The 14,840-nt window shown below is 49.8% G+C and carries 9 protein-coding genes and 1 riboswitch; of the genes, 5 read left to right on the plus strand and 4 right to left on the minus strand.

Features of this window, described 5'->3' with window-relative positions:
- Nucleotides 1-35: 35 nt before the first annotated feature.
- Nucleotides 36-2,240, minus strand: coding sequence for a peroxidase family protein (locus Pla110_RS10160; RefSeq protein ID WP_231742966.1), 2,205 nt, complete (start codon nucleotides 2,238-2,240; stop codon nucleotides 36-38).
- A 731-nt stretch (nucleotides 2,241-2,971) separates the two neighbouring features.
- Here Pla110_RS10160 and Pla110_RS10165 point away from each other — a divergent pair.
- The 3 genes from Pla110_RS10165 to Pla110_RS10175 all read left to right on the plus strand — a co-directional run bounded on the left by Pla110_RS10165 (nucleotide 2,972) and on the right by Pla110_RS10175 (nucleotide 8,410).
- On the plus strand, nucleotides 2,972-4,093 hold the full coding sequence (locus Pla110_RS10165; protein ID WP_144995665.1) for an NHL domain-containing protein: 1,122 nt from the start codon (nucleotides 2,972-2,974) through the stop codon (nucleotides 4,091-4,093).
- A gap of 80 nt (nucleotides 4,094-4,173) precedes the next feature.
- Nucleotides 4,174-6,777 (plus strand): hypothetical protein, encoded by a 2,604-nt coding sequence (locus Pla110_RS10170; RefSeq protein ID WP_144995666.1) that lies wholly within the window; start codon nucleotides 4,174-4,176, stop codon nucleotides 6,775-6,777.
- Nucleotides 6,778-6,829: 52 nt separating this feature from the next.
- Nucleotides 6,830-8,410: an adenylate/guanylate cyclase domain-containing protein gene (locus tag Pla110_RS10175; RefSeq protein WP_144995667.1), complete on the plus strand. Its 1,581-nt coding sequence runs from the start codon at nucleotides 6,830-6,832 to the stop codon at nucleotides 8,408-8,410.
- A 238-nt stretch (nucleotides 8,411-8,648) separates the two neighbouring features.
- On the opposite strand, the gene Pla110_RS10180 is transcribed toward Pla110_RS10175, so the two are convergent.
- Both Pla110_RS10180 and Pla110_RS10185 read right to left on the minus strand, forming a co-directional pair.
- The gene (locus Pla110_RS10180; protein ID WP_144995668.1) at nucleotides 8,649-8,996 is read right to left on the minus strand and encodes a hypothetical protein; all 348 of its coding nucleotides are present in this window, start codon (nucleotides 8,994-8,996) and stop codon (nucleotides 8,649-8,651) included.
- Nucleotides 8,993-9,865: a DUF1559 family PulG-like putative transporter gene (locus Pla110_RS10185; RefSeq protein WP_449301128.1), complete on the minus strand. Its 873-nt coding sequence runs from the start codon at nucleotides 9,863-9,865 to the stop codon at nucleotides 8,993-8,995. Before Pla110_RS10185 ends, Pla110_RS10180 begins: the two co-directional genes overlap by 4 nt.
- Before the next feature lie 359 nt (nucleotides 9,866-10,224).
- Nucleotides 10,225-10,457, minus strand: a riboswitch (cobalamin riboswitch).
- A gap of 532 nt (nucleotides 10,458-10,989) precedes the next feature.
- On the opposite strand from Pla110_RS10185, the gene Pla110_RS10190 reads away from it, so the two are divergent.
- On the plus strand, nucleotides 10,990-12,489 hold the full coding sequence (locus tag Pla110_RS10190) for a P-loop NTPase family protein (protein ID WP_144995670.1): 1,500 nt from the start codon (nucleotides 10,990-10,992) through the stop codon (nucleotides 12,487-12,489).
- 57 nt (nucleotides 12,490-12,546) lie between these two features.
- On the plus strand, nucleotides 12,547-13,524 hold the full coding sequence (locus tag Pla110_RS10195; protein ID WP_144995671.1) for a sugar phosphate isomerase/epimerase family protein: 978 nt from the start codon (nucleotides 12,547-12,549) through the stop codon (nucleotides 13,522-13,524).
- A gap of 249 nt (nucleotides 13,525-13,773) precedes the next feature.
- On the opposite strand, the gene Pla110_RS10200 is transcribed toward Pla110_RS10195, so the two are convergent.
- The gene (locus Pla110_RS10200; RefSeq protein ID WP_197440638.1) at nucleotides 13,774-14,730 is read right to left on the minus strand and encodes a sugar phosphate isomerase/epimerase family protein; all 957 of its coding nucleotides are present in this window, start codon (nucleotides 14,728-14,730) and stop codon (nucleotides 13,774-13,776) included.
- Between the last annotated feature and the right edge of the window lie 110 nt (nucleotides 14,731-14,840).

The raw sequence follows: 14,840 nt of genomic DNA on the forward strand, positions 1-14,840 counted from the left end.
GGTAAGTCCTGCCAAGCGGATTGGTGTCAAACAAACTAACCAAGGAGACCGCTTATGTATCTCCGAAACGCTTCATCGAACGCCGCTGCCGATATCCTTCCGTCGTTATTGCGTTGATTAGAGCTTTTGGACTCTCTTTCCTGACTCGCCAGCTGAGCTTCACGACGGTTGCGATCACGGCTCTTTTGATCCTTTTCTCGCCGGTCGTTATCTCGCTTATCATGAGGATTGCTCTTCTCCACTGGACGAGTACTTTGGACGATAACTCGTTCGACGTTCTGATAGTTGACTTTCACTTGGTCAGCGAAAGCGACGCCATCAGTATTCGAGAGCTGTTGCCGCCCCGGAATGCTGCGGAAGACCAACTGGTCACCATTCCCATTGGCATAGACATCGATATCCAACACACCCAGATCACTCGATTCGGAAAGATCGACGACGAAGCGAGAGTTCTGATTATTCGCTCCCACGAGTTTGATCTTAGAGATCTCACTGAGCGGTTGCTCCGCCACCACCTGTCCAGCTTGAATGTCTCGAACAATCGCCCGGTTTTCGTCGATGCGGAGAGCGAGGTTAGTCGAAGTCTTGTTCGCATCAGCTTTGTAGTAAAATACCGACGGGTCGTAGAAGACATTCGTTTGCAGGTTCTCGACATCCGAATTGCGTTCGATAATGTCGGCCAGCGTGGTCGTTTCAATTTCCAGGAGTTCCTCTCCGTCGAATTGATTCTGGTACCACAACCGGTCTCCATCACGAAGACGAGTGAACTGATCGACGAGGACAGTCTGGACAAGTTCTCCCAGATTGGATCCTTCGACATGATCTTCCGCCAGACCTCCTACCCAGACGTCGATATTATCGACTGAACCGTAAACCTCTTCGAGCTTCTGTTGCAAATCCACATCGGAAGTTATGTCGGCAAAAGAGGTGACCGGGGCGAGCCCCAAGTCGACGCGGGCCTGATTGTAGTCGGGCAGACCATGATCACGGCCTCGTTGAATATTAAGCGAAGCGAGATCAAAGCCCCCTGCTCCAGGGGCTCCAAACAGGAAATTCCGGACATCGTCGACGATCTGTGTATCCAATTCCTGGGCTGTGTTTGCTGCTGCGCCTTGGAGGATGGAATCGATTCCGTTCGCCGTAAGCTCTTGAGGAGCGAAGAACGCCTGGCTCAGAGACAAATTACCTTCTTCCGCTACGGAGCCATCCGAATCCAGGCGGAGTAATTCCGAAGAGAGAAGGCTATGTCCCAACCGGTAAGCAGTGGTGGAGAAGATATTACTGATGCCCGGGTTCACGGTGGAGTCGTAACCGATGTAATCACTCAAGGCTCCTTCCCCCAGTAATGCTGGCAGGAATTCGTTATAAGTGATCGCCTGAATCTCAGCAGTGACAATGCGACGCGCTTCCTGGTAGATTTGCTCGTCGCTGAAACTGGGGTTCTCTGCTGCGATTTCATCGGCGAGACGATTATGTTCACGAACGAAGATCGTGTGCATTGAAGTTAATGCCGCGTTTTCATTCGCACGAATATCGCCTGCCAGGAATAGAGACGAACTGGTCCCTCCCGCATTTTCCAGCCCGACATCATTGAACGGAAGGAGATCACCTTCACTGGTTTTCAACTTGCCATCCTGGAATGTTCGGAGAGCTGCAGCCCGTTCTTCATCGGAACCGTAGACGACGGAACCATCGATGAAGGCAGTGATCTGGTTGATCTGTTGTCGCACATTGTCTGTCGACGTGCCGGTTTCTGGATCAAAGACGGACCGGTTAAAATCAATAACGTCATCTCCGCTTCCATCTGGGTCAAATGAGGAATCACCCAGGGGAACCTCAATGTCAAAGGCTTCCAATGGATCACCATTCTCGGTTAAATCGATATCGTGGTCGATAAACTGGCCCCAGATCCACGCGATGTCCGAGAGATGTTGAGCATTGAGATCATTTGTTTCTTGAGTGACGAGTGCGTTACTGACTTCTCGTGCACTGGGACGATCTTCTCCTGCAGGAGTTGATATTCCATCGCTATATTCAGCAGAAGTCAGCCTGATTAATTCAGTATCTGTTGCACCCCACTCCTCGTTTAATTCGTTATTACCAACGCCATCGATGGAAGCGGTGACAGAAGAGAGCATGGTTCGCTCTTCCAGTTTCTCGAGAGCGCCAGTGGCCATCATCGATTTCCGTTTGCGAATGGAATTTCTCCAGCGGAATGGTAGCAAATTGGTGTTCATCATCCTTCTCCTTGTTCAGAACCTCGGCGCGCAAATGGGGCGACTCGATGCCTGATGAGGAAATCGAGGTCGTAGCGGACCAGATTCGTAAAGAAATGAGTTGGAGCAGCACCTGAACTTCTAAGAGAAATCAATACGATTCGCGTGAGACGAGGACGCAACGATTCCACTAAGGGAGGGGCAGGAGCTGCCGGGCAAAGAAATGACTAAGGAGCCCGCAAGAAGTGCTGTCAATCAACGATCAGAATGATCGCGATAACAGCGTGGCCGAAGAAAACGAACGCTTTCGTCAGCCGGTCAAAAAAGAAAAAGTCCGAGAAGGATCAGAAAGGAGAACAAAGGCGTGATGAAAAAAAGTTAATTGGTAACTAGGTGGTAATTCATGTTGACTAAGTCTGGATACCATTTGGGAAATCCTGAATGAGAATTCACTTCGTGAAACCTGTTAAGGAACTTCCTTATGGGGTGAGTTAAAAATAAATAGATTGCATGAGTCAGTGTATGATTAGCCAATGTAAGAAACGTAAAGAGATTTCGATAATCAACAAAGAAATCTGAAAAACAGATAGATACCTGCTGTTGTTATGAACTGGTGGGCTGTCGTTTACCTCTGTTTCGTTTATGATGGAATCCCTTCCAGATCTTTGACAGAGGATACGAAAGTATTTCGTCTTCCCACTCGCTTGTCATTATTTCCTCATTGATTCTTCGTTCGAAATGAAAGCCTTTATTTGATGGGAACTACACCATTACGATTCTATTCCATTAGACGATTTGTCCTTTCTGGCTGTTGTATCCTACTAACGATTTCACTCTCACTGGCAGACGATTCTGCCACAATCGAGACCATCGCTGGTACTGGAGAATCGGGAGTCGTGCCAGTGACTGGACGCGCAGTTGAGGTTCCGATTGGAAATCCATTTGGAGTTGAGCTTGGGCCTGATGGTGCACTCTACATCTGCGAAGTCGATCACCATCGGGTACGTCGGCTTGATTTAGAAACGGGTCAACTGACCACATTCGCGGGGACAGGCAGGAAGGGTTACGCAGGAGATGGCGGACCGGCGACGACCGCCCTCCTGAACGAACCGTATGAAGTTCGATTTGATACGAACGGAAATATGTACTTCGTGGAAATGCAGAATCATCTGGTTCGACGCGTTGATCGTCAGACGGGAATCATCTCGACGGTCGCGGGCTGTGGTGAAGAAGGTTATGGGGGTGATGGAGGCCCTGCCCTGGAAGCCAAGATGAAACGACCACACAGTATTGGGCTGGATGAACAGGGAAAGCTTTACATTGCCGATATTGGAAATCATCGAATTCGTGTTGTTGACTTAAAGACAGGAACCATTAATTCACTCGCTGGCAATGGAGCCAAATCACTACCCGTCGATGGTGACGTGGTTCGTGGGAAACCGATGCTGGGGCCACGCGCTTTGACGGTAGAAGGTCGAACGCTGTGGATCGCGCTTCGGGAAGGACACAGTGTCTGGAAACTGGATCTTGATTCTGAAGTCATTCAACATGTCGCGGGAACTGGGAAAAAAGGATTCAGCGGCGATGGTGGCCCCGCTCTTCAGGCAACCTTCAATGGCCCCAAGGGAATTGCCGTGGGTCCGAAAGGAAACATTTTTGTAGTCGATACGGAGAATCAGGTCATTCGTAATATTGATCGCGAAACCGGAACCCTAACAACGGTCGCAGGACGAGGCCCGAAATGGCGAGGACCGGAGGGAGATCGCGGGCCTGCGACTTCAGCAAGTATGAATCGTCCCCATGGGATTTGTGTGGGCCCGGATGGAACGATCTACATTGGAGATAGTGAAAACCATCGGGTGCGTCGTGTTCGCTGAATAGGCTGACCTTAATATTGTCTAATGCTTCTGTGGAACTGCCCGAAATCAAGACTGTTGTTGTAAGGAAGAAGAGAGTAATGAATCGAATAGGGAAGACGATCTCGTTTGTAGCTCTACTGCTTTGCAGTGGAGTGCAGCACGGAAGATTGCTGGCCGCTAGTTTCAATGATGTGATGATCACCTCAACGGCAGTGGATAACGAGGTTGTCCCCCGGTATCAGGCAATTCTGCAATCAGAAATTCAACGATACAGTGCTGTGCCGGTGGTGATTAAAGGAAAAGGCGAATCGATTGGGAAAGTTGCTCCTCACGGACTCGTGGTCTATCTCCATACGTCAGCTTCATTAGCAGAACGGCAGATTCAATACGATGGAGGGATTCCGTCGGAGCGGGATCCCGGACCGGAAGGTTTTGTACTGGTCCAGAATGGCAATGAAACGCATATTATTGGTGTTGATACTCGTGGGGTACTGTATGGTATTGGCGAGTTGTTGAGACAACTCGAATTCCAGAAAGACTCTATCGTCATTCCGGACGATCTAGAAATAAGATCAGCTCCTGCCTTTGAGGTACGCGGCACAGGAGTCAGTCAGGGCCACACCATTACGGAACTGACTGGTTCTCGAAAGTGGACACCAGAAGAATGGGAACGGGCCGTGGTGGGGTATGCTCTGGCAGGAGCGAATACCTTTTCTATTGGACATGACGCCAACGAAAAGAGCCCGACCTATCAATTCATTCGTGGTCTGGGGTTAAAAGTACTTTTGTCTATGAACCCGAATTCGGGGGCTCCTGCCGACAAACCAGAATGGGAGGCCCAGGAAGCGATTGGTCGTCACGGTTATCTTTGTCTTTCAGTGCCTGAAGCCCGCGAGTACAAATTGATGATTGAGGAACGTCGCTGGCGAGATTTAGCGCCTGTGGATTACGTCCGATTGAAATCGGGTGATGGCGGAGGATGTGAATGCGAACTCTGCCGCCCTTATGGTGCCGTCTACATTGAAATGTGTCATGACATTGCCGAGATCATTCATCGCTATCAACCCGAAACTGAAATCTTTGTTTTAAATCAGAAGCTCGACAATGATGGCGATCTGGCAATCTTTAAATACTTACGAGAGCATCCTGAACCCTGGCTGCGGGCGATAGCAGTTGGTCCGGGATCGAATGCGATGGGTTGGATGCCTGGACGACGTCAGGATCATCGTATGGATCTTTTCCGTTATCCTGCTTTCGGGGCGATGGATCGCTATTACCGCGAGATGTTGCAACAGATGCCGCCTCAGCATGATCTCGTGTTCTTTACAGACATCACTCATTGGGTCTATGCACAGAACGGATTGATGGGGCACTATATGTTGCCCGACCGAAATCACAATGTTCCTCCCACAGCGGATCATTACATTTATGATCGCAAACCGGATCGGGCAATGTATCGTGTTTACAATCGACGTGCCTTTAATGCACGTCCCGAGGCCTATTACGACTTCTTTAGAGAGTCGGAGCGATACGGCATTGGCGATGTGACCTACTCCGAGGGCAATCACGATCATTTCAACAACTGGATGTGGCAACGGTTATTGTGGGCGCCCGATGTAGCTCTGAGAGAAATAGTTCTTGAATACTGCCAAACGTTCTTTGGACTTGAAGCGGCTCCCTTGATGGTCGACGCGATCTTTCAGTTTGAGCGAAATATGCAAATACCAATCGAGAAGAACAAGGGGATTCAGGAATTCGCCAATCTCGTGGAGAGAGCGGGAATGAAAATTCCGAAGAACCGGTTACAAGCAGACTGGCTCTGGAGACAGTACCAGCAGCGGGCTTATACGGACCTGTATATTCAAGCGGATGTAAGGGCACAGGAAGAATTGCTGTCAAAGATTAAAAATCTGGCGGAAGAGGCCGTCTCCTCAAACGAAACAAAATCCAAATTACAGGAAATCAACGGACTGTTGATCGCTGGACCACAGTTGCCGAAAGAGGCAACGGACTGGGTGAAGAGATCGCATCAACTTGGTCGTGAGAGTGATCGAATCTACGGTGTGCAAATCGCGGGAATGTATAATCTTAAACAGGATTATGTGGGGTTGGGCTGGTATACCGACCAAATCGAAGCGGCAAGCGTGGCAAAAACAGAAGAGGCCCGGTCTATTCTGCAGAATATGATCGATTATGAAATGAAGCGTGTCGATGCACTTTACGACGATGTAGGAAATCCCGATAACTCTCCGCATGTTACTTACGGCTGGCCGTATGACGGTGGCTTCTTTGATAAAACCGTTAAGAAGTCACAGCGAGTCTGTGCCTACACCACCAACGAGGAACAAGGGGTCACTTTGGAGTACAAGGACCTCGATCCAGAGGCACAGTATGTCGTACGGATGACCCTCGCCCGACCTGTCTACAAGGAGCGGTACCAGGGTTTCCATTCGCAACAGCAGGAAAGTATATTTGCTGACGATGTACCTCTTGTGGAAAATATGACGTTACCTGAATTTACTCCCCGTCAGTTTGAATTCGAAATTCCGCGTCAATCAACTGTGGATGGAAAACTGAAACTGTGGTGCCAGAAACAGGACAGAATCGGCGAAGGAGATCTGGGGGACGTGACAGTGTGGCGGAATACAGGTGGATGGGGAACGTTGTTATCCGAAGTCTGGTTGTACAAAAAGGCGGAATAGAGAGTACACTGACCGAAGTAACTAGATCGCTCTAAGAAAGCCCGCATCCAGTATGTCGATATCCTCGTCCAGTCTGCCTCCCTCTCGCCGAAGAGGAACTCATCTTCCGGAGTGGTTCTACAAACACCCTGTGCTGGTAACTGGCGTGTCGATCTTCATACCACAGTTGATCGGAAGTTGCTTTAACATCGCCTACAACGCGGTGCACGTCGAGCGGTTACTCACCACGGATCAACTGGGGCTCTTTTACAAAACGGTTGCGATCTATAACGTGATGGTCTATCCGGCAGCATTGATCGTCTGGTGTTGCTTACTTCGATATGTGAGACGGACTTACCTCCAGATTCTTTCCGGAGAAATGCTGGAGACGCATGAACTGGAAACGGCCCGGCGAGTCGTGATCAATCTTCCCTGGTATGGAAGCGGTTATGGCGCCCTCGGTTGGTTTCTCTGTATTCCGGTGTTTCTGGGATCCCTCGCATCCCATGAAACCCCACTCGATCCTCGGGTTTATGCTCTGCTTCCCATTTCATTTGCGGTTTCGGGATTAATTGCATCGACGCACTCATTCTTTATTCTGGAAATGTTGGCTCAAAAATTACTGTACCCGGTCTTTTTTCAACAGGGATCCCCCTCCAACACGTCTGGAGCACGCCCGCTCTCTTTGCGTGCTCGCGGTTTGTTATGGGTACTGTCCGCAGGTGTGTGCCCGATTATTTCATTACTCCTGTTGCGACTTGCCCCACAACAAGAGCCTGAATTTCCCTGGTTCGAAATCTCGGTGGGAGTGATCGGAATCGTCTTCGGACTGACAACAGCATGGTTGGGAGGACGCTGGATTACACGCCCGGTGGAAGATCTGCGGGATGCATCGCGACAGGTTTCCGAAGGAAATCTCGAGGCTCGAGTCGATCTGCTGAGAGCCGATGAATTTGGACCATTGATCGATGAATTCAATCATATGGTCACCGGTCTGAGAGAAAAGGAACGCGTTGAAGAAACCTTCGGTCGTCATGTTGGTAAACAGGCAGCCCGAATGATTCTGGAAGGAGACCTTGGTGCTCGTGGATTCGAAACGCAGGTGACGATGATGTTCGTTGACATTCGTAGCTTCACCTCACGATGCGAAAGCACTTCTCCTCAGAAAATTGTCGAATTGTTGAACCGGTTTCTGACAGAGATGGTTGAGATCGTCGAATCTTCAGGTGGAATGGTAAACAAATTCCTAGGAGATGGCTTTATGGCCATCTTCGGTTTAACTTCGCAGCCCGAAGTGCAACAAAAAGAGGCTGTCGAGGCGGGACAGAAGATGCTCGCTCGGTTGATCGAGCTGAACGAACAGCTGAAAGCGGAGGGAACGGTTCCGTTGGAAATCGGAATTGGTCTCCATTCGGGTCCAGCAATTGTCGGTAGTATTGGTTCCCCGCGCCGCATGGAATTCACAGTGATTGGCGATACGGTGAATGTCGCTTCCCGCGTCGAGTCTCTGACTAAACAGTTGCAATCGCCCTTCCTGATAACCAACGCGACCCGCGAAGGACTCAATAAGGAATTTCTCTGCACGCCGCATCCACCGCAGGAGGTTCGTGGACAGAGTGAGCATCTGGTCGTATGGAGTGTTACTCTTGATTGATTCTGGAACAGATCAACCGTTTAAACCTGACCGAGTAACTCTGCCCAAGAGATATGTAAGAACCCATCCTGAAGCCTGGTTCGGCTGTATTATCTTCTGCATAACAAGAGCGAATTAGACCCCTCAGCGGGTTTCAGGAGCGATTAAATAAAAGAGCCCGCCAACCCAAAGTCGGATCAGCGAGGCTCTCAGCTTTGCGATACTAAATTTTCGCTACACTATCTGCTGCTCTAAATCATCAGGGCGATTCAGGGTCTTGGAGGTTTTGATGCCGTGTGATAATCAGGGTGTTCGAAGGGTCTAACTTCAACGCCTGATCCAGCGGGATGACCACTTCTTTACCATCCCGACGATCCAACCCAATCACTCCTTTTGCAGTCGGCGTTTCGGAAGCAAAGTCCTTGAGTTCTTCCTGCATAATGGTTTTGATCGTTCCATCTTCGAGTTGAACTGTGACGTACCAGGCTGTCGGGTAACCGACATCGTCCACGGCGTGGTACTCGTTGCATCCGACGAAGACAAACAGCAGGCAGGCAGCGAGGTATCGTTTTGAAGTGCCACAACAGGTACTATCGAAAAACGTCATCGGGCCAAAGTCCCCATTTCGGAGTGAAGTTTACGTCGGATATCGAACAACCGGTTATGATCCATCGGACCGAACCAGCCGATGTTGAAATCAATCGGCTCCGCACCGTACCATGACGAACCACTTTCCGACATTCGTGCAGGCATCACTGAGCCATCGGCCCAACCAATCATTGCTAATCCTGCGTGGCGAAAGTGAATCGACGGATTAGGCCGGAACCCTGCTTCAACATAGGTAGGAGTCCAGTTGTCGACCCAAAAAGGAGGATGAATGAGCCCGTATTCAATAAGATGAGGTTCGGGCTGTTCTATGCTCGTGACTGCGAACGCCGCATCAGAGAAGGCAACCACTCGCTGCAAACTATCGATTTCGTTGATGTGCGCGGACTCAATCAGGCTTTGGGGATAAGGGTTTTTCCAGTCAGTTCCACCCAGATAAGAATTGTTGTAACCGTATCCTCCCGATCCCGCTTCGAAGGCACTCGCATCTTCATTCAAGTTGCTGAATACCCCAATTTCTGGACAGCGTTTGATAGCACCGTTTCCTTCCATGAACGGAGCCAGAGGTCCTTTGCTGGAATTGAAAGCGGTAGTGCCGTCGGCAGTCTCACGCACGCCGTGCCAGCGGGTCGTTCCTCCGAATCCGACGTGTTGATCGGGGGCGGCGGGTGGCCAGTAGCCGCGCCAGTTATCCATATACAAGTGGCAGGCGAGCGTGATTTGCTTCAGGTTGTTTCGACATTGTGTCCGGCGAGCCGCCATCCGAACATTTTGCACTGCTGGGAGCAGTAGTGAGATCAGAATCGAAATAATGGCCACGACAACCAACAGTTCAATCAACGTAAATCCGCTACGCGAATTTGAATCCACAGGCTGATTAGCGGCGGAACGGATGGGCTGCTTAGACTCTTTGTGTCTGTAAATAGGCACGACAATACCTCGTTGTCTGTGAGAGAGAACATCACCCTCTCAAGAGTTAGACCACGAGGTCGATTCGATGTCAGTAACGCCGTAATTCTTCACGGTAACAAACTTGAGTTACCGAACTACCCATGTTAATTCTGGTGCTAGTGAGAAGAATTATGAAATAGTCTCCGCATTGTTACACGGGACATTCCTGAGGTTGAGCTTCTGCTGGAAAATAATTAATTGTTTACAGTTAAACAGCCAATTAAACAGAATGTCAACGTCAACGGTTAAAGCGCTATTTGCCTCGAATAGACCGTTGGATCCATTACGACTTCTGGGCAGGTCTCCTGGCTTCCAGATCGTCCTACTAGCTACGACCTTCCCGCTGTTCTCAGCAGTGGTTTGGGGATCTCAGTCACTCTGTTAAGAGGACGATTTCCCCGGTAGCGTTCGTACCTGGTTACAGTGGCGGGACCGCAACGGACTTACACCGTTTTCCCTATTCTCTCACTCCGCAACAAGCAGAGCGAGCACCCAAGTCTGCCCTGATCCTACCGTTCACGCGAAAAATGTCAATCAACTGAAGAACGCGAATTCAAATACAATGGGGGACCATTTCAGAATCAAAACCTAAATCGCTTTCCACTTTGGATTTACTCCGATTGATAACGTTGCTTACTCCGTCAAAAAATCCCCTTCTTTCAGCCGGTAATACGAATTCTTTCTGCGATTGGACACCAGATTTCTGTGGTCTCTTCACCAAGCGGATAGTCTAGAAATTCTGGTTTGTCGGGTGTTTGACGTGTGTACAGGCTTGTTTGGCGTTAAATTTTCTTTCGTTTGACAAGATTATGACTCAAAATTGAACTAGGGCCTGCCCTCTCACTTTTACTTGCGCCGTCCACTCTCCAGAATTGAGCAACAACGGAGAGACCAGTCTCTCCTTAGAGGATTGATGGCTCGCTGATCAGGAATGCGAAGCCATAAATCGACGAGGGAATTGGCAACGCACGTCGACTTTTTAAAGGACTTTCGCGTCCAGAAGCCACCAAACTTATCTTGGACAAGATCTAGAATACGCACCTATGAAGTTACAACAGTTTCTCGAACATCACGGTCTGCAGGAAAATCCGTTCGCTGAAGAGGATGCGCAGTCCGATCATATTTTTCAGCGGTTTTGTCTTTCGGCCACACATCACCCGGCTTGGGACAAAATCTATGGCAATCCCGAGCATCCCTCTACCTCGGTTGTCTTCGGAGAAAAAGGGGCAGGCAAGACCGCCCTTCGGTTGCAGATTGTAGAAGAACTCCAGAAATGGAATGAAGAACATCCCGAGGAAAAAGTTTTCATTCTGGAATACGACAATTTCAATCCCTATCTGGATACTTTCCGCGATCGACTGCACGGGCGGAATCGACGCCCGGAGCGGGTTATCTCGTATTGGCGGTTGTGGGACCATATGGACGGAATTCTGTCCATCGGTGTTAATCATCTCTTGAATACGATTACCGGTACACAAAGTTCTGATGTAAAGCAGACATTCGATCAGGAAAAGCTCTCTCGGCTTTCACGACTGGAGCGACGAGACCTGTTGCTCCTGGCCAGCTTTTATAACCACTCGCATGATCAACCCTACAAAACCCGCTGGCACCAGTTGCGCAAACAGCTGAAGTTCTCTTGCTGGAAGTCATCACTCGATTGGGTGATCGCTACAATTTTGACCATCGCGACCGTGGTCGGATTGTTCTGGTATGGAGTACAGGATCTGACCTATTGGTACTGGGTCGGGCTTGGCACGATGTTGTTTATTTTCTGGCTACCTTGGATATTGCGGCAAACGGGTTTGTGGTGGCGCTGCTGGCAGATATCTCGACAGATCCGTATCTTTGATCATTCGCCAAACCTGTTGCGTAAAGTTCTTTCCTGCTTTACTCGGGATGAGATCCAGGGCCAACCGATGCCGCATAAGGATCGCAGTGACGACCGATACGAGTTGCTGCGCAAATTCCAGAACATCCTGAAAACGCTGGGGTTCAAGAGTATTGTGATTCTTGTTGACCGAATGGATGAACCCCACTTGATCAACGGAAACGCAGAACGGATTCGCGATCTGCTCTGGCCAATGTTTGACAATAAATTCCTCAAACACCCCGGACTCGGATTCAAAATGTTGCTGCCGGCCGAGGTGGTGTACTATCTCAATCGCGAAAAGGACGAGTTTTACGAGCGTTCACGATTAGATAAACAGAACTTGATTATGTCCCTCGAATGGACGGGTGAATCTCTGTTTGATGTCGCTAACGACCGCATCCGGGCATGTGCCTCCAGTGGTAACGAACTTGTCTCAACGTTGTCGATCTCGGATTGGTTCAAAGAAGATGTCTCGCGTGAAGAACTGATCCGTTTGTTTGCACAATTGCGGGTTCCTAGGCATTTGTTTAAATTCCTGCATCGGTTGCTTGTCGAACATTGCCAGCGATACACTGATGACAGTCCCGATTGGAAAATCAATCACGAAGAGTTGAACACATCATTTATGCTGTATCAACGCGAACAGAAATCGGTCGAAGCCTCCAGTCGTTAGATCACTAATGCCGTTCGATCACTACTACTGCCCGTTTCTTTTTTGGATACAAAACTGATGTCGACCGAGGATTCTCAATCGCTGTCTCGCCGGACTTTGCTGGCAACAGGAGGTGCAATGGTGGCTGGTTCATTTCTTTCCGGCGATAAGTCCGCTCAGGCGACTGATCTCCCGGCGAAGCCGAAACCTTCGGTTAATGATTTCCGCTACTGCTTGAATACCAGTACGATTCGGGAGCAGGACCTCGGTATCGAGAGGGAAATCGAGATTGCCGGCGAGTTAGGTTACGACGGAATCGAACCCTGGATTCGTCAACTCGATAAATATGAAGCCGAAGGAGGATCACTCAGCGATCTGCGGAAGCGGATTGAGGACGCCGGTCTCACAGTCGACAGCGCCATCGGATTCGCACGGTGGATCGTCGATGATGAACAGGAACGTGCTGCGGGCCTGGAGCAGCTTAAAGTCGATCTCGATAAATTACAGCAAATCGGAGGAACCCGCATCGCAGCTCCTCCCACGGGGGCGACGAATGGCCCTGCCTTGAATCTATTGCAAGCCGCTGAACGGTACCGGGCGATTCTGGATATTGGCCAGCAGTTTGGGATTATCCCTCAATTGGAAGTCTGGGGCTTTTCGGAAAATCTATCACGCGTGGGGGAATCAACCTTCGTCGCCATGGAATCGGGGCATCCCGATGCTTGCCTGCTTCCGGATGTTTACCACATCTACAAAGGGGGCTCCGATTTTAATTCGCTCCATATGCTGGGGCAGAAGGCCATTCATGTGTTTCACCTGAATGATTATCCCGCCAATCCACCACGCGATTCGATCAGCGATAAAGACCGTGTCTTTCCGGGGGATGGTGTCGCTCCGCTTTCGGCGATCTTCCGCAATCTACACGAAGTCGGTTTCCGGGGAACCTTCTCGTTGGAGCTTTTCAATCCAACCTATTGGAAACGGGATCCCGTCGAGGTGTCCCGTGAAGGCCTGGACAAGATGAAGACTTCCGTGCAAACAGCATTCGAAGCGTAAGTCTATTCTTTTCGTCTTACGAATACTCGGCTCGCCGACTTTTTAGAAATGTTGTTTGCAGACAAGTTTGCAGAGATCGAAGAGATCTCAAGAGAGAGTGGGCTAGGAAGATGCAGCAATATTATTCTGCCATCGCCCGGCTAGACGAGCTAGCTGGGGCACCCAAGAAGAGCTAACCGCGGCACCCGGGACGTGTTAGTCGGGGCACGCAATATGAGGTCAGTCTGATAATGATCGTTGGGCAAAGTGTTACATCAGGCTGCGGACGAACTTCAAATCGCGGTCCGTCTGCTCCAGGCACTCTTCTGTCGTCAGATCCTTGAACGAGCCTCCCCCTTTGTATTCACTATGCAATGAATACGTGCCAGTGAAACCAATGGTCTTCATCGTTTGCATAAATCGAGGCATGGGAGTAATTCCGTCCGCGACGGGACAGTTATAGTTGTCCCATTTCAGCTGGCCCTGTTCGTCACGCCCTTCTGCCTTGAACTGAAAGTTCTTGATCGAGCACAAGGCGACCCAAGGCGCGAGTAAGTCGAGTCCCTGTCTCCATCCGTCACCGGCACCTTCCAATGTCATGTGAAGAGCATCTACGTAAGCACCGACGTGATCCGGATCAATATCTTTAAGCAACTCGTACAGCATAAAGCCATCAGAGGGAATACTGGTTCCCGAATGGATATGGACACAGGGAAGAACGTTGTACCGAGCGCATAACTGCCCTACGGACGCCAATTTCTGTTTGACCTGGTCCATCTGCTGCTGCAGGTTGCCGAATCCATTATATTTGTAATATCCCAGTTTGATTTTACGAATGCCGATGGCTTCCGCTGCCGCTAATACTTCTTCCGCACGTGCATTAGGTTCAGTGATATCGGTGGTGAGAAACAGAATCTTCATTCCAGAGTCATCGGCGGCGCGAGCCGCCTGTTTGAGCTCCTGGTGCACATTCTGTTTGTCGGGATTGATGTGGCCATTCTTACGAACAGTTAAATCCAACCCGTCGAGACCAATCGACTTGAATCGTTGGCAGACTTCCGGAATCGACCAATCCTGAAACGATTTCGTGAAGCAAGCCATTTGTGGCTGAGGTTTCACTTCGGTCTTATCCTCCGCGTGAAGATGACTTAGTGGCTTCAATGCATAAGCTGCGCCTGCAGCCATCGTTGAAGCGAGGAGATGTCTCCGTGATATTGGATCGTTCATATCTTCACCATCCATCGGGTTAAAATCGCGAGGATCAAAGTGAACGCGCCAAAGATCAGCGCGCCGGGATTAATGTTCCGCAGAAAACTGGAAAACCCACGAGTCGGAAA

Origin of the sequence: Polystyrenella longa (assembly GCF_007750395.1) — a bacterium.
GTDB lineage: Bacteria > Planctomycetota > Planctomycetia > Planctomycetales > Planctomycetaceae > Polystyrenella > Polystyrenella longa.